The 24,189-nt window shown below is 35.2% G+C and carries 1 protein-coding gene; it reads left to right on the top strand.

The genetic code is table 11. From position 1 onward, the window contains the following. Window positions 1-251: 251 nt before the first annotated feature. Window positions 252-24,155: a hypothetical protein gene (locus ACZM4J_RS03865; RefSeq protein ID WP_489485647.1), complete on the top strand. Its 23,904-nt coding sequence runs from the start codon at window positions 252-254 to the stop codon at window positions 24,153-24,155. Window positions 24,156-24,189: the final 34 nt, after the last annotated feature.

Below are 24,189 nucleotides of genomic sequence, written 5' to 3'. Positions count from 1 at the left end.
AAAAAACATTTTTTTGCAACGTTTTTTCAATGCCAAAATTGTAAGATGTGACAAAAAAGTGAACGGTATATGTTCTTTTATTGAAAAAAAATGGCGAATCCTATAAAATAGAAGTAAAACAAAATGGTTAAGTGGGTCTTTTTTGACTCAAAATGCCATATTTGAATAAATTGATTTTACTAATTATATAGAAAAAATAAATTTGAAGAATACTAAACTTTAGGATAAAGCACGAAAGGACAGGAAGAATTATGAAACAGATAGTGAGACGAATAACAGGTTGGCTATTGGTATTGTCAATGGTAACATCCATGTTTGGACAATCCACACCAATCACATACGCTGCTTCCAAAAATGGTAATGGGGAGACACCGGGAATTGAATTCTCAATGGTGTATCAGTCAGGTGGTAGTAGTATTAACGCAGATAAGGATAATACGAATGGAGACAATGAAGTATCGGATAGTCTGCAAGGTAAGAACAAAGCGTTGTTAGGACGTGGATATGAGAATCATATTAAGGTAAACCTTGTAGGAAACCTGAATGGTAACGGTAGAGCTTCAGGAATGTACTTTGAATTGGAATTACCGGTATTTCGTATTGTAAATGACAAGCTTACACTCATTCCATCAGAGGAGGCCGCAAAGCTAACTGATGAAGATTTTAAAAATGATAAAAGTCTTATAAGGGTTATGGCAGAGTTTACATCTGACACACCATTAGATTGGGATTATATTCAGGACAAACATTATTGGGGAACTAAGGTAAGGGTTAAAAATACAGGTAATGTTGTTGCAGGAAAACAGGCGGTACTGCCTGTGAACTTGTGGTTTGAAGGAAATATGCCTGAAAACTCAGCGAGTATAGTTAAGCTGGGTGGCGGTTATGCAACCTATAGAGACTATAGTGGAAATATATATGATGGTTACGAAAAGGATGCAACTACAGTAACAGATACTGCTGCTATATTTACTATGATTTGTAGTAACTTAGAGTGGACAACAAGTATCGTAGGAGTTGCACCTAAGAATGTTCTTTGGGATAGATACAATTATGTAACTTATAAAATTACAATAAAAAATACATCTAAGGATACGGATTCCTGTTATGATTCTTCCAACTTCCAAATTAAAGCACCGACGGATTTTGAAGCCGTAGACGGATGGGAAAGCGGACTTCATGTAGAGAATGCAGCAAAGTTCCTGTACAACAACGGCTCACCGACTGCTAATGATAAATGGGACAATTGGGAAAACGCTAATGAACTTATGGTAGGTGTTCCCGGCAAGGGTGGCATCATGATTTATGATGTTACTGAACTAGAGTCTACTGAATCAGGTCAGGCTGCGATGGAAAAATGGGATATGACTAATTTCACTAACATCACAGATGATAAGGGAAATGAGTTAAAGTCAATGCCATATTATTTCAAAAAAGATGGAGGTATCTATTTTGAAAAAAATGGTAAGGTTTACAGTGAAGCCGGAGTAAACAAGCATGAAGATTCATCAGGATATGATCATCGTACATTCTATGTATCACTTCCTATGAGCACAGATATACCTATTGATAAATTATCTAGAATTCCAATTAAGGTATATAACACTATAACTTTTGGTGAGGGATATACTTGGACAAAAGTTAGTCAAAATGTTAATTGGGGATTTATAGCACCAGTTGATGACTTCCAAGGCAAGAAATTTGTTACAGAAACGGAAGAAGTAAACGGTGTAGAACAGGAGGTTGAAAAAGACGAAAAAGAAGTTGCTATTAATGATACCGTAGATTACTATCTTGGACATTTCCAAAACACAGGAAATATACCGGTGTTCAATGCAATGGCAACTGACTCCATTGATAAAGATTTTGAACTAAACAAAATATCTGCAATATTCAATGTAGATGCTGACAAGGACGAACCGAAACTTGCAGATTGGTTTGATGAGGATAATACAGTTCAGTTTGAATTCCTAACTTATGATAATCTTAACGGTACAGGAGATCCAAAGTCAGAGTATGTTACTTTAGGTAAAATGGAACCAGATGCGGATTTGACAGACTCAACACACAAAGCTTGGAGCTTACAGTTAGGAAACTTAATTGATGACTATATACAGAAGGTTGAAGCAACAGGTAAGAAGTGTGTATATAACTATCACTTCCGACTGAAATTCAAAAAACGTATTGAAGCAGGAGAAAGCTTTGATGGTCGAGTGGCAATCAATGGTGTTGTAAGTAAAGGTAAAAAATATCCAAACGACTTAGTTACTTCTTATGAAAGATGGGTTGGTGATCCAAGCAAACGTTCAGAAGAAGGTGAGGATGGATACAGAAAAGATTTAAAAGAATTAGATAAATCTACAGCGTCCATTCAGGCAATAGTTGCTGATCCTAAGATTAATACAAAAGTTGTTAAGAAAACTGATACAGGATATGAGAAAAAAGATCCTATGGAAGTACCTGTTAACACAAAAGGCTATGGTATTTATTATCAGTTAGGTAACGACAGTGTTTCAAAGATTATGCCAGGACAGTTTGATTCTGGTGAACTGGCAAAATACAATGATAAAGCTGGAAAGGTAAAGGGCTTTATTACAGACAAGGTTATTTTGTCGAAGAGATTAGTAGATAAAGTGGCGAAGATATCTTCTATAACACTTCACACAAGTGCAGACACAAATCCTGACATTACATTAAAGGTATCTGATTTGAGTAAAGATGCAGACGGAAATTACTATATAGATAAAAGCGTCTGGAAAGATAAGGGCGAACTTATTAATGTTACTGTAGACATGAAGAGCTTTTTAGACAAAATAGAAATAACTCAGGATAACGAAGATGTTTACATATTATTAGAAGGAATTGCAAATTTAGTTTCACCTAAGGTAGAGAAAGATACATCAAAAGATGACGATAAAAAAGATGACAATAAAAAAGATGATCAGGACATACCTGAGGAAGAAAAGTATGACTGCACAATAGTCAAAGGTACATTTACAACTAAATATAAAGATGAGGATTTGAATGTAAGTGCTGAAGATGAAGCAACACTAATCGTTAGAAATATTAATCCTGTTATTAAAGGCATAAGTTATGGTCAGGATTATATTGAAAACGGACAGCATATTGAGTCAGATGAAAACAAGGCAAGTGGAGCTGAGGAACAGGATAAGATTAATCAGATTGAAGTTCCAAAGGGAATTGACAATGCTGGTTACAAATTCTTTGTTAGTAATGCAACACCATCATATTCAGAAGAAGCAAAAATTTCAATTGACTTATCAAGTAGTGTTGGAAGTAAAACAAAGTCTAATGATATAAGAGGTTTCTTAACAAAAACAATTACTATTAAGAACTTCAAAAATGTGGCAGACATTAAACAGATTAGATTCTGGAATTGGGACAAAGATCCAAGTGCAGACAATGCAGATGTTACTATTCCATTTGACAGCATGACTGTATCACAGGATGGAACAATTACAATTGAGTTGAAAGATTATACTCAGATTGAATATTTGAAGTATATGGTTATTGATTTGAACAACTTCTTAGGAGGCAAGGACGAAGATACTCCTGAGATGGAAATTCAAATTGATGGTAGAACAGAATGGTTCAATAATCTTGATGCTGTTATGAACTTCACACCTGATGATAAGACAATGCAGGTGGAGGCAGATACAAAGAGCATTGTAGATTTAACAAATCGTTTATACATTCAGGAACCATATGCGGAAATACATGCAGATGTTCATTACTATGATTTAGATGGAACAACAAAAACTGATGCAGATAATAGAGATAAAACTGATAAGTGGTTAGGTATACCATACGACAGAGATTTCATCTATACAATTGATATAGGAAATATATGCAGATCAAAATTAGATGACTTTGATGTTATTATTGACTTGCCTGTTAATGACAACAAACAGGGTGATGAAGCCAACACAGGATTCCACACTACAGGAATTAGAATTAGTAAAGAATTAGTAGGTCAGTACGAAAAGTTAGAAAAGCTTACATTATATGATGCAGATAGCGACCAGGGAAAAGTCTTTAATATAGACTATAAAAACGGCAAGTTAATATCTGAAGACGGTCAGAGTGTAATTGAAGGTGTGGTTGTAGACGGAGATATTTATATAGATGAACAGAAGATATATACTGAGTTCGGTATGAATATCAAGAATCTTAAGAAAGTGATTATTACAGGCAAGGGCTTCAGAGCCACAAGAGAAGCACCAGCTGATGAAAAACACAGAGTTACATTATACGGTTATTTAGATTCTAAGATTAATTCTTGGAATGAAATGGAAGTTAATGGAAAGAACTACTTATCTGAATTCAGAGACAGTGGTGATGACTATATATTTACAACACGTGATACTGCAAAGGCATTAGTTAGTAAAATGTATTTTGATACAACAATGGTTGCAGGATATAAAGACAATAACGATAATGGTAAACGTTTTGACTCAGTGAGTGATTCATATGAGCATATGCGATTGGAGCACTCTCATTATGGATGGACTGATGAATATCCAGATAATGATGAATTAGATATTGGTTATAAAGCAATAGGTTCATATTTATTAGACTTTAGACAATATTTGAATTCGGGAAGCAATTATCCGAATGATGCAAATCATCAGGAATTGTATGATATGGTACCAAATACATCTAATGCAAAGTGTACTCCGAATGATTATGTGTATACACAGTCAATGAACACAGCAGTAGATGTTGAAATGACGGTTAATTTGCCATCGAATTCATTTGAAGCATATTATTTAAAGGTGCATCCATATGCATATGACTATATTAAGGAAATAAAAATTCATCGTGAAGGTGACGATAATGATACTTGGACTACAGTAAAAGAGTCCGACTGGAAAGATTCTATAGAAAAAATCACAGGAACTAATGGAAAGGATTCTTATTATAGATTAAATCTTTGTAAATTGGGCGATGAATATGGTATATATAGAAGTCCTAAGATTGACTATAAGACAGATAAGGCTGTAGACAAAATTGTCATTGCTCTAAAAATTAACAGAGATGCTTCTGAAGAGAAGAATGGTGAAACAGTTGCTAAAAATGCAGACTATGGTACTTGGTATAATTTTAATGATGAAAAGACTAAGTATATGTTTGAGATAACGGGTCGTTTCTTTAAATCAGGTGTGGCTGATGCTACAGCAAGCACAAAGATGGATATTGGCGGTTATACTGAACGTCAGTTTTCTCAGGCAAAGAAGAGAACTGATGAAGGAAAGCCAAATGGAATGAATAATACTAACATTGCTTCGTCAGATTTGGCAGGCGGAAATGGCATAGTTAACCGTATTGATGCGGCAAATGCAGCTTATCGTTCGCTTTGGTCATGGCAAGATTATTACAAAACATGTATGTCATATGGTGTACATAATTATGCAGCTTATAAATCGGGACATTTGTTTACTACAGCAAAGGTTTATGTACATCCGGAAAAGAACAGTATTGTGAAAGGTGTACATGAAACACCAAAGACCAAGACGGACAGAAAAGCTAAGTTCTCATTATACAATGAATACTCAGTTAGTTTTGTGCAAACTCCGTATGGAGCATCACAAGATTGTATGGATGAACATAGGTCAACAGGTCATTCAGATGACTATTCGATTTATAATGACCCTTACAACTGGACAGGAAAACATTCCTTTACTGATAAAGTTGTATTAACAGATACGTTACCGTACGTTAGACCTGATAGTGATTCAAACTATTATGGTTTCTTAGCAAAGAAGATTCTTATTTCAGAAGATTTACAACAATATATTGACAAGGTGGTTGTATATAAGAAGAAATCAACACTAGATACAGATGGCAATGTGACTGATACTAACATAACGGATACAATTACTATACAGGGGAAAGATATTGAAAAAGAAAACACAACCAATAATAATAGACGGGTTGAGGGAAGTGACCAACATAAGGTACATACTACAGCAAGTAGAACATTTTATGAAATACCTGTAGTGTATCCACAAAGCAGTAGCTCATCACAGGTTACAGGAAATACAGCAGGTTCTATCGTATTAGGTGATGATGAATATATTACAAAATATGAAATTCACCTAAAAGATTTAGGCGGTGATGTTGACTATGCAGCAGAGTTGAAGGATATGGAGGATTTGCTTGATTCACACAATCATGGAGTAGACACTTTACCTGATATATATGTTGGTGGTGACATATATAGAATTACTGATGATAATATTAAAACATCAGGCACACTTAATGATTGGAACAATATGAAGTGCGACAACTATATGCAGGAAAGCACAAAACCATATACTTCTAATAATGACAGTGCTTTGATTACATCCTATAGAATACCGTTCCAGGCGGGTGTTAATATTTCAGTAGGAAATAAAAGCAATACTATATATGACTATCAGAGTGACAACAAGACACCTAATCTTGCTAAATTTAATATTAAAGTTTGGAACCGTCAGGATACAAATAGTGAATCTGGAAGATCCGCAGAAATAGATAGTGCCACTGTTACGAATAGTATGGACTCAACCTATCGTCTTAAACATATTTATATACCAGAGGCGTTTATAACTGGTGATTGGTTTAATGTAGATTACTTAAAGATAGGTGACACTACATACACATTGGCACAATTGAAAGCATTGCTTACAGATACTGAACATAATTATTTTAGCTATGACAGTGAAAATAAGCAGTATGTATTTGATGTAAATGAATATGTTAGAGATCGTGTTAATACATTAACAAAGATTACACCTAATAATACAAAGAAAGACAGTTCACAGTATTATAAAGAATTTGTAGATTCATTTGTAATTAAGTTCAAAGGTGTAGGAGAAGTTATATTAGATGGTGGTGATTTCTTAAATGTTAACAAAGAGAATTTGGCTGACGTTACATTAGCTAATGCTCAAAACACATTCTCTTATGATGGTGTTTATGTTGACAGAAATAAGGATGACATTGAAGCTAATGCATGGACATATGATTCAACACCAACAATAATTAATAGTCCTGATAGCTTTACAACAAGTTGGCCACATGCACGTAACTATGTAAGCTCAACCTTTACAACACAGGAACCTGATGCATGGGGATGGTCAGGATATGTTACAGGCACAAGTACATACACAGAATATGTTGTAAAGAACCTTGTAAGTACATTTGAAGTTTCAATGAAACGTGAAACAAAAATTTCAGATAGTACAAATTCATTCGCTTACGACATTGATGGTAAAACTAAAGTAGCATTAAATAAAAATCAATTATTACCTGATGACTTTATTGAGTACCAGATTAGTTTGGGAGCATCAGATGATTCAGCAATTCCTGTATATCATCCTGATGTAAGATTCATTGTACCAAATGGTCAGCGAATTATTGGTTGGTACATATTAGAGAATGACTCTGATATAGGAAATGAAGATATCACTGCACAGGCAACCAGTGGAAGCAACACAGTAAGTATAGTTAAGGACAAGCGTTACTATAAGGCAAGTGATAATACAGATACAAATTACAAACAGTTAAACATTTCATATGGTGATTTAACAAAAGATGAAAAATACAATCAAATAACTAAAGGTAAAAATATTAAGATTGTTGTCATAACCGAATTAACACAGGAAGTAAAACCGTTTGAAGGTAAGAATATTGTACAAAATGTATATGTTACTACACATCCAAAACATACATATTCACAGCATGCATTATATTACAATGATAGTGGGGATAATGTAACATATGGCAGATTATATGGTCAAAGTGGCTATTATGGTTCTTTCTATAATAATGAAAGTTCTTATGTTGGAACTATTAAGAGTGACATAACTTATTACAATAGCTCATTGACACCTAAATTAGTATATGTTGACGGATATGAGACACCGGGTAGAAATGAAGATACAAATCCACACATAGATGAAAGACCTATGATTGCTAAGTTGTATGGCCCAAATAAGGGAGCTGTAACTAATAGCACAATACATAAATTATCATCTATTACATATACAACATCTTTCTTAACTAATAGCAGAAATGATGGTAGATGGTTTAAGGGATTTGATTTAACAGAAAAACCGGAATTTGCTTATCCTGAAAAGATGGATTCTACAGGAACTAAGAAGGCTAAGGTTGAATATTGTTTCTACAAGGATTTATCAGGTAAGACAATAGGAACAGATGTTGGTATTTATACAGATAAACAGTATACATCTCAATGGGTAGAGGCTGATAAAGTATTAACAGGTGATACAATCACACAAGCTCAGATAGATGCAGGTTACTTCTTATTAAAGGATGCAGTATCTATTAGATGGACATATTATGATGTACCGGCAGAAGAAATTACATTTGCTACAGCAGATAAGCCATTCGAACTTCATGGTATTGGTAGATATCGTGACACTAGAAATGCTGCTGAGAAGCAAAACACAACTGCCAGTGACAAGTTCACTATAGGAGTATCAGCAAGTTGTGCGTTTGAACATATACATGATGAAGACATTAGCAACACTGATGAAAATCAAACAACAACAGATACTAAATATGAAGATACTTCTACAGCAACAATATACGGAAGTACAACAGCGGTAATTACAAGAGAAAGACCAATACTTACAGTTCACACACAAATATTTAAAAATTCTGATGACGCAGCAGTTAAATACAATGCTAATGCTGAACAGATAAAAGGTTATCGACCTGGTGACAAAGTTTGGTATAAGACAACTGTAATTAACAATAAGAGAGGACAAACTGATCCGCAGGGTGCATTATTGAATCCTGCATTGTTTGACAAAATTCCTGAATACATTACTACTTCAGGTCTTGATGCAAATAAGATTAAGATAAAATGGTATAATGCAGATGGTACACTGAAAGATGATTCGGAAATACCAAAGTATACTATTACGAAAACAAAATTCAGTGATGCAGCAGACTATGGTGGAGATTTTGTTACTACAAAGAATTATAATGACGGAGCTTCTAATACAGGTAGCGGTCATGCATACACAGATCTGATATTTAATGGAACTAAGAAAAACACAGACACAACATCAATTGACTTTAACGTATATCAGATACAGTTTGATGATGGTTCACGCTTAGAAATTGGTGAAACATTAGAAGTGTATTATGAGGCAGAAATCAGAAAAGAAGATTTGCCTTTAGCTTATACAACACGTAATAATGAAGATGGTACTCAGAAAACTTATGTGGATTACTATCCAAAGATGGGTGAGTATTACCAGTGGCAGAACTTCTACTGGTCATACAGTTATTCATATCCATATATTGGGACTATTGGTTCATTAAGCACACGATTTGCTAATCAAAATGATATGATGGACATGAACTATCTCTATCATGATGTAGGTGCTAGTGGTACAAGAAATAAGAACATTGACAAGTATGAATATTTGAAGGAATCTATTACCTATATGCCTGGGTCAAATGAAACGTCTACAGATTACGGTTATGACGAATATGGAAACAACGGCTATCTTAAAGATCAGGATATGCGTACTGCTAATAATCAGCAGATGACATATTATGATCCAACACGTACAACAGGTAAATACAATCAACTTCCTGTAAGTGAAAACTATAGAAATGGTTCAGTTACTGGTTACTCCAGAGATTACTATAATAAGCTTATGGTACTGCGAGTGCGAGACAAGAACTGGCAGGGAAATCATGAAGATGCGGTTATTTGGACAGAATCAAGACTTCATCTGCAGACAGCGTGGTTGCTGGCAAGTTCACAGATGATTGGTGATGATGATTACTTGAAATCACAGGAGTATTTGCCAACAAACTATAGTAACGGACAGTGGGATGATCACTATACAGCTTATAAATGGTATTATAGTTCGGATCACAACCAGCTTAATGATTATATAAGAAATTTAAATGATGATACCATTACAACATTGGAATATGATCAGGACTTCACAACACGTATTGGAGCATATAACTACGGTGATTGGGACATTGAAAGTGGTCTCGAGTTTACATATGTAATGCCACAGGGTATAGAGCCTAAATTAGACAAGGACGGTAATCCTGATTTTAGTGACTTAAAGGCTGAAATTTTAAGCAGTGGAACAAGTAAGAATCCTGTATATAGTGATATTGATATTGAAAATGATGTTAAGGTAGAAGTAATTCAAAGTCCAAACAATAAGCAAGGTTACTTAACACCAAACATTATGAGAGATCCACTTCTTAGTACATCAACTATGAATAATAGTGGTGACAGTTATGAAAATAAAGATGCTTATTATAGTGAAGATGAACATACTTCTTGGGTTCTTAGAATAACAATAACTAAGCCACTTAAAAAATGGTTTAATAGAGGAGATGAAACAGGTTATGCAATGTATGTAAATATTCCATCTCATGTGTATGCTACACCTAAGAATGAATATTGGTACGACGAAGTAATGGTTAAACCTGTTGATACAACTAAGGATCTTTACTATCAGGTTTATGATACAACTTCACTTTGGGGAAATAATTATTTGACAGACATGCCAAAACCGGTAAGTACCCAAAAATATGGAATGGACTTTATGTGGAATACATACTATGTACATGATGACCATCACAGAGATAGTAACTACTATTTCCTTAACGGTTCCCCAAACACACCTTACATTAACGGTATGAATATTACGAACCGGGAGGTGTCAAGTCAGGGAAAAGATGCAGACAGTGCAGCATCTGCTAGTGTAGAGGATAGAAAAGTTTTCTCAAGCGGTGTTCGTAATACTTATGCAAGTACAGGAACCCGTGCTCATATGCGAAAACCAATGATAAGAACTTGGACTACAGTTGGTGAAGATAATATTAATGGTAGCAAGTCACAAGATTATTATGTTGATCCGCAAGGTGAAACATCAACATTGAACATTCATGTTGAAAATAAATACTGGCTTAATACTTTAGCACCAGAGTGGTTGCTGAATTACACAACGTATCAGACATTTAAGGTAAGACATACTTATGCAACAGACGGTGGAAATATGGGAACGCTATATCATCCTGTAGTTACAAATATTTTACCGGCAGGTATAGTACCAAAAGATACAGATGGAAATCTGTTTACTACTGATAATAAGGAAAATGCTAAGAAGAAGTTAGACTGGACCTTAAGAGGTGCAGATTATAACGGCGCAGACTTAGATACCTTAAAAGAATATCAGGAAGAACAGGAACTTTACGAAGCTACTGTTGAATACATTCAATTAGAAGGTGAAGATGGTACTCTGGAAGGAAGATACAAGATAACCTTTAAGCAGAAGGAAAAAGTAAGCATCAGAAATGAGAAGAAGGCTAAGATTGATTCAGAATCATCAAGAGTATTTTCATTTAAGTTCTTTACAGCAGATAATCCTGATCTAAATACTAAAGATGGAACAAAGGACAAAAGACTAGGAGAACAATATCAGTCAAATAGAACTTTCATTTCCAGTGAAATGAATAACTTCAAGTTTAAGATTGATTCAGATGTTGAAAACAAGCAGGTTGCTGAATCAACAGGAATGGAAAATCCTTACTATGTAGGTAATGAAGTTGTTGACTCATATGTATATAAATACAATAAGCAGGACAGATATCACTGGACAGGTACATTAAAAGATTCAAGACTTGATATTGCAGAAACAAACAGAGATTACAATGATATGCCGTCAGGTACACCTAAGGCAGTGTTACCAAAGGTACCAACAGCAAGTAATCTTGGTAGTGATTCAGCAATTGATGCAACAGATCAGTTAGGTAATAAACGATACTATGAGAAAGATAATCAGATTCAGGAAATAAATGGAGACCAATTAAGTCTTGAAGATTATCCGGAATTAAGACAAAACGTTTACTTGCGTTCAGAAGATAAAGGTACAGACTTAGATAATGGATGTGTAGATTCAAATGCAGGTGTTATGACATCGAATAGAATTAGGGTAAAATATCCGGTTATTGAAAATAAGACGTTTGTTTCTAAAAATGCAGCGGATGCGGTTGACAATTTAGGAGCACGTTCACCTGAATGGCAGGATGATATTTATGAGTATTATCCTTCAGAAGATGAACCTGTACAGTACATGGATGACCTTTATTACAATGTAAAAGTTGTAAATGGCGCGGACAAAGTAAAAGATGATGAATATTATTATCAAGGAAATATTTCTCATGCTAAGATGAAGGTTACAGTAGTATTACCATCTATTGTAAAAGCAGTACCGTTAAAAGGCGACGCAGTATATCTTATATACAAGAAGGCTGATGGCACCGTTGTTAAGATGAATATAGACGAAGCTGAAAAACATGGTTATGAATTGAAAGTTGTAGATAAACACTACAATGACAATAATGAACAGGTTATTACATTTGAGGTATGTACAGCTGGAGATTATGAAGATACAGATGAATTGCCAATTTATAGTGATTATGTACATGGAAAACATTTACCAGGTTACTTTGCATACAAAGATACGTTGGTAGTAGGTGTTAAAACACAGGTACGAAACAATGTTCTTGATGATTCAGAAATAGAAACATCAGATGAAGCTTGGAAGAATGATTCCGTATGGGATAATAAATTTAAGGCTGATGGTTATGTAACTTTTGATGATGCAGATGGATACTACCTAAAAGGTACAAATCCGGATGGTGGTTTTGATGCATTAACTGATTTAGATGATGGCGGTATCTTATATGAAAGAGAAGCTATGGACGATAAGGATAACGAAGTTGATTATGATAGTGACGGCGATTATTCTGATAAATACGCAAAAGATGAATCAGCTATTGTAACATTATTAAAACCACATTCAACAGTACGACTTGATACATCAGTTCAGCGTAGAGAAGTGGATAACCCTGATATATTAGGTGGTTCACATAGAACAATTGATGATCCAATAGTAAAGAGCGCAGTTCGACTGTCTGTATATATGGATCAGGCTGTAAATGAAGGTAGTGCTGTAAGAGAGTTCATAGTAGATTGGCGTATACCATTTAGATCAACTTTCTTAGCAACTAAGGAAGAAGCACCTGTAAATGAAGATAGTATATCAAAACAGATATATGCTATAGGTACAGGTGTTTGGGAAATTCCTGAAAACTGTGGCGATGAAGCATACAGAGAAGCACTAAAGAAGAACCTGAAAGTACAGGTACTTGCATTATGTAATGATAATGTAGATGATGCAGCAGATGGTGCAACTTATCAGGATGTTAAGAACAGTAATGCAGGTGAGTGGTTGAACTTAACTCAGTTGTATAATGAAAAGATTGCTGGAACTTCAGATAAAGGAGTTAGCATCGACAAAAACACAATTATTGATATTAGAAAATTATCTGAGAAACTTTATGGTAATAGAACTTCTTTAGGTAAGAGAATATATCAGGTACGTTATATTATTTCTTCTGATGAAGATGAATATGTTGTTCCTAAGGGATTTAGATTAGACATTGATGCTGATTCGGATACAGATGGTAAGCAGGAAATGAATGATGTTGATCCTGAACATAACAACTTAGATCCACTTCCAGAGTCAGTTGTATCAACAGCTAACGATCAGGATGAATATGATGACGAGAACAAGATTGGTAATGCAGCCTTTGTTATGATGACTGCAAGCCACTTAAGTGAAACCAGAAGACATGTAAATCATTTTGCTACAGGTTGGGCTAAATATGATGATACACAGTTGTGTGCAGATTCTGAACGCTCAAGAGCAGGATATTATATAGCAAAAGAACTTCCGGTAATGGAAATTGATATGAAGAATCAATACTTCATGGTTTCAAGAAACAAAGATACAAATGACATTGAGTTTGGATGGAGTAACGACATAACAATTAACAATTCATCTAATATGCTTAAGTACAGCATTGAATTAAAGAACTTGAATAATGAGGAAATCGCAAAAACAGATGTTGGTGAGGTTGAAGAAGACTATGCATCTAACCCACAGGTTGTTGCATTGTTACCAGTTATTCAAAACTTAAGTTCAGCAGTAGAATCAGAGGATCCTTTGGTATACAAATACTTCCATGAAGTAGAGTATGGTAGTGATGAATGGAAGAATTCCTTAGCTCCAACCTTTAAGTCACCGGAAACATTCGATGACTCACAGGCAGTTTGGTCATGGCATGTTGAAGATAAAGACGGCAATGTTGTTAGCAAAGACAAATGTAAGATATCTTCAGTATCAATGAATATGTATGAAAAGATTGCCGGAATTAAGTATGAGAGACAGAGAAGATTTATAAGATGGACAGCAGATGGACAGCTTGAACCGGGTCAGAGAATGGTAGTTGACTATATGTTACCTGTAGCTACTGATGAAAATACAATGGTTGAGTCAGAGTTATTAAGCTCAAAAGGTTACGGATTTAAGTCAGGTGCATTTGAACCATCAATTCCTGTATCACAGAACGTTAAGAATTATGCATATGAAATTGACACTCGTGATGTTAACGATAATGGTAAAAGCAATATTGAAAATACAATTACTGTATCTGTAAATAACGTAGGTTTCGCAGGTACACAGGCATTTAACCGAAACAAGAGAGCTTTCTCTGAATATGGTTACGGTATGTCTGAAAAGGGAACCGGAGCTGACAGACCGGCACTTGTTCCTGAAGGTACGAAGTACAGCTTTACATCATCTATCTATAACCCAGAACCGGTATTAGGTAAGAAGGGGTATAGGCAACCGATTATATATGATGTACTTCCATTTGTAGGCGATACGCAATTGTATGCACCTACAGGCTTCTCTACATCAAGAGGAACTGACTGGCGTGGTTGGTTAAATCTTGACTCAATTAAGATTGAAGCAGTTGCAAATGGCTCGTCAAGTACAATGACAGATGGAAACAATGTAAATGTTTGGATAGGACCATTTAAGTACAATGGAAATACTATAGAAAAGACTGATATATCAGATTTACCAACTTTGGAACAAACATCATCAGTTGATTTCTATAAATCAATCAGAGGTAAAACAACTTCTGCTATTAATGAAAAGAAGAGGTATTTTGTAAGGTTATCAGATTTACTTAAGTTAAAGACATCTGATCCTGAGAAGTTTGAGGAACTTCAAAAACATGCACAGGCAATTTATGTAGAGCCTACAGATGATTACTATTTAAGTACAAAGGCTAAGTTGTCTTTATCATATGACTTGAAGGCACCACTTAACCTTCCATTAAGCAAGAATTGTATTTCTGAAGAATCAGAAACAATCTTACAGGATACAGCAGATTCAGATAGTTGGAATAGTTTCACAGCTCAGTCAGGAGATGACAAGGTTACAGAATCACCAAATGCAGGTGTTTGCTTAACAGCTCCATCTGACAGAGGTTATATCGGACATTATGTTTGGTTAGATGAAAGCTATAATGCTAAGTTTACAGACGAAGCAGATTATTACCAGCGTGACGGTAAGGGTAGATGGTTACTTGAGAAGAAGACAAAAGACTTAGATTATGACGGTGAAATTGATGATCCGGGTATTAACGGAGTTAAAGTTGAACTTCTTACAGAAAACGGATATCCAGTAAACCGTTTAGGTGAAGCTGTTGTAGAAAAAGACGGCAAGTATTGTGTAATTGACGAAAGCACAGGTAAGATTAAAACAGATACTATGGGTTCATCAATTTATACAACATACGGACCAATGTCGTATACAACAGAAAAAGATGTTTATGGTAATGATGGATATTTCATTATTTCAAATATTAAACCGGGAAAATATAAATTACGTTATACATTCCCTAAGGATAGTAAATACAATAAATATGCTCTTACAACTAGAAGTATAGGTGTTACAGGTACATCTGTTGACGTATACCGTCCAGGAGAGGCAAATGATACCCTTCCAGATTTAGGAGCAACAGGCAAAGGTGATGAACCAAGTGATAGTGCAAAGGTTGAATCATTAACTATCCAGACAAAAGATGCAATTCAAATTGATGCTATTGGTACAGATGAGTCAACTTATCAGGATTATGATGAAAAGATGACATCTTATGATTTAGGTGTTGCCCCATCATTTGAATACGGTGGATATTCATGGATGGATATTCAGTATGATGCTGCTGGAAAGACAATTACAGACAGCATTGACGGTAAGATGGATGATGCAGAAAAGAGACTTAAAAATGTAGATATTTATATTTATGAAGTTAAGACCGATGGTACAATGGTACCGGCATATGATAAGAATGGTAACAAGATAAGCACTAAGAATAAGACAACTATTTGTACAGACAGTAATGGATATTTCAGTACAACGTTATATCCATACAGAAGCTACATAGCTATTGCTGACACAGGTAAGATTGATGACATACTCAAACCATCACCGGTAACATTAAGTACCAAGGCTCTTCAATATGAGAAGGATAACGATTTACTATACAACAAGAATCTTAATAAGAATACAACTAACATATTCTCAGTTCTTCCAAAGTCAGATGACTACGATATGGGAAATTGTGTAGATGGTAGATATGGTTCATACGATAGATTAGGATTCGGTTATGTACCGGCAGGTGTTGGTGCTATTGGTAAATACATATTTGAAGACCAGAACTACGATGGTATTAGAAATGAGTACATTGATGAAAATGGATTACTTGTTTCAGAACCGGGTATTGACGGAATTAAGTTGGTACTTGAGAAATACTATTACGACAATGGTAAGTGGATTCGAATAAATGATGATGACGATGATGTAGTCGAAAGTCAGGGCTCATCATATACATTTATTGTTGATACTTCATATAAGATTGGTGATAACAGATACTTATGTGGATACAAGGTTAAGTTAGATATGAGTAGTGTTGATAAGGTTTCTGACACATTAGGTAAGAAATACATCCCAACTAAGTTCTATATGAACAACGGATTATCTGACAGTGATTTACCACTTACAGGAGGCAACTACAGATATCTTACAGATGATATCGTTGTACCGGCAGGTGAAGCTACAGACAGCACTTTAGATGATTATAAACTTACAGCAGATGGAAAAGATTATGATATTTCAGATGCACTTATTATTACAGAGTACGATGCTGGATTTATTACAAAAGATGATGCTGAAATTGACGGTGTTGTTTGGGAAGATAAGAATTATAACGGTAAGCAGGATAAGTATACAGATGACGACGGCAACGAAGTTGACGAGCCTGGAATTGAAAATCTTGAATTACAGCTTGTTCCATATGTATACTACAACAATAAGTGGCAGAAACTTAAGGATGCAGACTTAAAGGATGCAGGCAAGTTTAGTGAATACACAACTACAACTAATACAGATGCAGATGGTGCATACAAGTTTACTGATGTGAAGTCTACAGCAACAATGGCAGACGGAACAGAATGTATAGTTGGTTATAAGGTAAGAGTTAATACAAATATTGATGACTTACATTATGGCATAACAAAATACAGAAATGTAGCAGCAGATGTAGATAGTGATTTGTGGAAGAATTCAGATGATGAATTAATGCTTAATGAAGATGATGAATTCATTATTACTGCTAAGAAGATACCGGATAAGGATGTTAAGAGTGAATACGGAGACGCATCTCTTAATAACCAGAGTGAATATTTAATTCACAATGATCTTGGTTACTTTGATGTAAACAAGGTAACAGACCATGATGGAAGTGATGCCGGATTGGTTAGATTTGAAAAAGGCTCAGTATCAGGTAAGGTTTGGCTGGATGACAACTATGATGGAATTATGGATAGTAATGAACTAGGTATGGTTGGACAGAAAGTTACTATCAAACGTTTCTATCTTGACAGTGTTTCAAGTGGAACTGAAAACTGGGTTGAAGATACTACATATACAAGCCCTGTATCAGTAACAGATAGTAATGGAGAATATAACTTAGATAATCTTGATACATTTGTTTATAAAGACGGCAAGTATTATCTTGCAGGATACAAGGTTTATATGGCAGAAGATCCTGACAATACAACCTATGGACCTACATTGTATGGAACATATGATCCTGACACACAGCGTGGTAGTGACCTTAAGAATAAGGAACTTACAAAGGACGATGACTATATTATCGTTGCAGACAGTTGTGGTAATGTTAGCGGTCAGGGAACAGTTAATGGAAGCAGTGCTGCAAAGAAAGTAAATGAATTAGCATATGTTACAGACTATAAGGATAAATATTATGATCTTGTAACATCTAAGGATTATGAAAAACTCGATGCAGGATATCATGCTTTCGAGGAATCAACAATTACAGGTAATGTATTTGAAGATTACAACTATGATGGAATTATTAATAGTAGTGATGATGGAAAGGCAGACGAATTTACACAGAAAATTAAGGATGCCCTTGGTAACAAACAGATGGTTGTTACAGCAACAACATACTACTATGATAACGGTCAGTGGAAACAGTATCTTGTAAGCGGCAATGCTGTTACATATACAGACATAGTTGATGCTACAAGCATAGACGGAAAATATGAAATCGAAGTTCCAACACAGGTAACAATTAATAATAAGAATTACCTTGCTGGATACAAACTCCAGGTGGATATTATTCCTGATGAGTATCATGTTACTAAACATAAGGCTAACGGAGTCGTTAAGAATAGTAATGCGTTAATCAAAGAGAATGGTGGAAAATATGATATAACCAAGACTCTTGCAAGCAGCCCATACGCAGGAACTGACAAAGAAGAAATGGATGGCTATGTTATAGCAGCAAAACCATCAACAGAACCTGCTAGTGCAACAATAATCGGTGATTATGATATTGCACTTGGAAGAGATTTAACGCAGTACAATATGGGACTTGTTGCGCATGACAAGGACGCTTCATATATTGATGGTATTGCATTTGAGGATAACAATAACAATGGTAAGTACGATACAGATGAAACTGACGTAACAAAACAGGATAAGTTACTAAGTGGTGTAAATATTGGCGTTAAACGTTATAAGTATGATGTTGCAACTAAGAAGTGGGTTGAAGCACCAAACGAAAACGGAGACACATATTACGCTACAACAGTAACAGATGCAGATGGCTATTATGCATTTAAAGAATTGCCATCACATGAAGATACAACAGATGATCCAATTCTTTATGGATACACAGTATGGTTATTAGAAATGCCTGTAAACGATGAAGGGCAGACATTGGCTGCAACATATTATCAGGCAAATAACGATAAAGACGACAGTGCATTAATTGCTAACAGCATGCAGGTTATTAAGGGTGATAAGAATCCAAACCTTGAACTTGGCGAATTAATGGACGGAAACACAATGATTGCTAAGAAGATTACAGACATTGATCCTGAACGTTCTCATATTGTGGAAAATTATGATTGTACAATCAGCATTCCACGTAAGGGCTACAATCTTGGATTTGTTAAGTACGCAAAGGGTAGCATTGAAGGTTGTGTATTCGATGATAAGAATGTAGATGGTATCATTGATAAGAATGATGGTAAATTCGAAAATATTACTATTGGCTTAAAGAGATATGTTTATGAAAATGGACAGTGGAAATTATCTCAGGGAGACGATGATTACTACGCAACAACAGTAACAGATGCAGATGGAAATTATAAGTTTAACGGACTTGATACTTTTGTTGAAGACAACGGAGACAAACATATTTACGGATATGAAGTTTGGGTTGTTAACAAACCGGTAGGTTACGGTATAACAAGATATCAGAGTAATAACGGAACTGATGACAGTGCAGTATTACTTAACAGTCAGGTTATTAAGAAAAACACTTCATTAGATGAAATGTTTAATGGCAAGTTAGTTGTTGCAAGAAAAGCAAGTTCAGAAACTCTTGGTGGTTTAGATGACTTGTATGTAGTAGAAGGATATGACGTTGTACGTGAGTCACACCTTAAAGATTACAATGCAGGATATACAGAATTACGAAAAGGTATAATCGAAGGAACCGCATTTGATGATGAGGATTACGACGGTGAACTTGATAGTGATGAAAAATTATTCGAAGGTGTTGAGATTGGTCTAAAACGTTTTATTTACGAAAACGGAAAATGGAAAGAAGATAATGAAGGTCAGTATGTTGCTAAGACAACAACAGATAAGGATGGTCATTATGTATTCGATAATCTTGATACTTATGTAAACGAAAATGGTGAGAACAAGTTATACGGCTATGAAGTTTGGGTAACTAAAGATCCAAGCGGTTATGCTAAGACAAAATATGGTAAGGATAGCTTCTTACTCGTTAACGATCACATCCTTAAGAATGACACAGATACACCGGAAATAATTGACGGTAAGACAGTTGTAGCTCATAAGATTACAGACCAGGATGACATGACAGGTATTGATAATACTTATAATGTAAATGACTACTATGTAATTATGGCAGAGGTTGCAAGCAATTATGATGCCGGCTACATCAAAGAAGAAAAAGGCTCAATAAGCGGTACAGTATTCGATGATGTAAATTACGATGGTAAGATTGATGAAAACGACAAGTTCTTTGAAGGATTTGAAGTTGGACTTAAACAGTTTGTATATGAGGATGGCAAGTGGAATCCGACAAATGAAGGTGATTTCATAGCAAAAGCTACAACAGATAAGAATGGAAATTATACATTCGATAATCTTGATACTCATAAGAAGGATAACGGAACTAATAAGTTATACGGTTATGAAGTTTGGGTAATAAAAGATCCAGACGGCTACGCCGTAACAAGATATGGTGATGACAGTTATCTACTTATAAGTGGACAGATTGTAAAAGCTGATACAAAGCTTGACGAAATCTTTGATGGTAAGACAGTTGTAGCTCACAAGGTTACAGATAAGGATGACGTTACAGGAATCGATGATGTTTACTTTGCAGAAGGCTACAATGTAGTTAAGGCAGAAGATGTTAAGAACTACAATGGAGGTTATGTAAAAGAACAGAAGGGTTCAATAAGTGGTACAGTATTCGATGATGTAAACTATGACGGTAAGATTGACAAAGACGACAAGTATTTTGAAGGCTTTGAAGTTGGACTTAAACAGTTTGTATACGAAGATGGCAAGTGGAATCCGACAAATGAAGGTAATTTCATAGCAAAAGCTACAACAGATAAGAATGGAAATTATACATTCGATAATCTTGATACTCATAAGAAGGATAACGGAACTAATAAGTTATACGGTTATGAAGTTTGGGTAATAAAAGATCCAGACGGCTACGCCGTAACAAGATATGGTGATGACAGTTATCTACTTATAAGTGGACAGATTGTAAAAGCTGATACAAAGCTTGACGAAATCTTTGATGGTAAGACAGTTGTAGCTCACAAGGTTACAGATAAGGATGACGTTACAGGAATCGATGATGTTTACTTTGCAGAAGGCTACAATGTAGTTAAGGCAGAAGATGTTAAGAACTACAATGGAGGTTATGTAAAAGAACAGAAGGGTTCAATAAGTGGTACAGTATTCGATGATGTAAACTATGACGGTAAGATTGACAAAGACGACAAGTATTTTGAAGGCTTTGAAGTTGGACTTAAACAGTTTGTATACGAAGATGGCAAGTGGGTACCAACTCATGATGATAAATTTATCAGTACCACAAAGACAAATAAGAATGGTGAATACACATTCGATAATCTTGATACTCACAAGAAGGATAACGGAACTAATAAGTTATACGGTTATGAAGTTTGGGTAATAAAAGATCCAGACGGCTACGCAGTAACAAGATACGGTGACGATAGTTACTTACTTGTAAGTGGACAGATATTAAAGGCAGATTCAAGCTTAAATGAAATGCTTGATGGCAAGACAATAGTTGCTCACAAGGCAACAACTGCTGAAGATAAGAAGGGCGTTGATGATATTTACATGGCTGAAGGTTACAACGTAATCAAGGCAGAACATGATAAGAATTACAACGCAGGCTATGTTGAAGAACAGAGAGGTTCAATAAGCGGTACAATCTTTGAAGATGTAAATTACGATGGCAAGATTGACGAAGACGACAAGTTCTTTGAAGGATTTGAAGTTGGACTTAAACAGTTTGTATATGAAGACGGTCAGTGGGTACCAACTCATGAGGAGGACTTCATAAGCACTACAACAACAGATGCCAACGGTGGATACCTGTTCAGTAATTTGAACACACACAAGAAAGAAGAAGGATCTAATAAGTTATACGGTTATGAAGTATGGGTAATTAAAGATCCTGACGGATATGCCGTAACAAGATACGGTGATGACAGTTACTTGCTTACAAGTGGTCACATTATTAAGGCTGATACATCAATCAATGAAATGCTTGATGGAAAGACTGTAATCGCAAGCAAGATTACAGAAGATACTAATGTTAAGGGAATTGATGATCTTTACAAGGTTGAAGGTTACAACGTAATTCTTGCAGAACATAGTAAGAAGCACAATGGTGGCTACACTGAAATTAAGAAAGCAGCTATTTCAGGTTCTATATTCGATGACGTAAATTACGATGGTTTAATAAACGATGGTGATAAGATGTTAGAAAATGTAGAAATCGGATTAAAGCGTTTTGTATACAAGGACGGCCAATGGATGCTTGCTCCGGAAAATACAACAGGTCAGTTAGGAACAGGAACAACAGAAGATGTTGAATTCTTTGCTAAGACAAAGACTGACAAAGACGGTAACTATAAGTTCGATAATCTTGATACATTTGTTAATGAAGATGGAACAAACTACATGTATGGATATAAAGTATATGTAATTGACAAATCTGACAGACAGACAACTAAGTACGAGATGAACAATGGTGATAAGGATAGTTCACTTAGAAGCGATACTTTCGAAATTACTAAGAAAGAAGATGGCAGAGAAGAATTATTCAAGGGTTGTATTGTTTTAGCACAGAAAGCTGACAATGATGAAAATCCTAACACACCATACATAATCGAAGGTTATGATGTTGTTAAGGGAATTGACCGCGAACAGTATAACGGTGGATTCGTAGCAAAACGTGTTTACTCAATTTCAGGTTTTGTATGGGTTGACAAAGACCGAGATGGAATTAGTAATGAAAAGAAATACGCTAAGGGCGTTACTGTTACACTTGAAAAGTTATATCTTAACAATGGAAAATGGGTTAAGATAGACGAAGAAGAACCTGTAACAATGAAGACTGGCAAGGATGGAAAATACAAGTTCGATAACCTTGAGTTATACGGAAATGTTGATGAGAAACAGGTAGTATACGGATATCGTGTTAAGGTTTCAGAAATCCCAAGTCAGTATGGAGTTACAAAATTCCATGTTGAAGCTGAAGGAAACAAGAGTGACTTGAACGAAAAGACAGGCTATCTGGAAACAGAACAGGCATTGATGATTTTAGCAGATAAAGCTGATAACACAACACCGGCTGATTACAACGTAGACGGCTATAATATTTCATACGGATTCTCAGTAGAATCACTTGATGCAGGTATTATTCCTTACGGAGTAGGAAGCATTGCAGGTATTGTATTTGAAGATGCTAATGCAGATGGTATTATTGATAAGGGTGAACAGAAATTTGAAAACAAAGATGTTTACTTATTATACAAGAAGAAATCTGATGACAAGTTTGTTAAGTATCCAGGTGGAAAAGTTGTTACAGATAAGAGAGGATTCTTCAAATTTGAAAATCTTCCGGTTCTTGATGAAAATAATGAACCTTATGAATATCGTTTGACAATGGAAAAACCGGATGAACGTTCATTTACTAAGGATTATGAATTTGTAATATTTGGAAGCAAACAGGTTAATATTCTTGCTCCTGACACTTCTAAGGGTGCTAAGGACAAGGTAACAACAGGTATTACTCCAACAATTACATTGGCAATTCCAAGAAAGGCTAAGAGTTACTACAAGCTTAAATATGAGCTTGATGGTTACAATCATAAGAACGCTTATCTTGGATTTACCGCAGTAGAGAAATCTGATAAGATTCAGACCGGCTTAGACATGAAATATTGGTGGGCATTAGTACCAATGGTATTAGCAATGCTTGCAGGTGCAATATTATTGATATTCGGTAAAAAGAGAAGAAAGGAAGTAGAATAAGGGGATTTTTCCCCTTATTCTTTATTAAGAACAT

Source organism: Eubacterium sp. (assembly GCF_057858645.1).
Note: the sequence above shows the minus strand (reverse complement) of the source record. Positions and strands in the feature narration are given on the sequence as shown.

Excerpts from the sequence above, each read along its gene's own strand:
- ACZM4J_RS03865 (WP_489485647.1), top strand. The coding sequence starts at position 252 with ATGAAACAGATAGTGAGACGAATAACAGGTTGGCTATTGGTATTGTCA.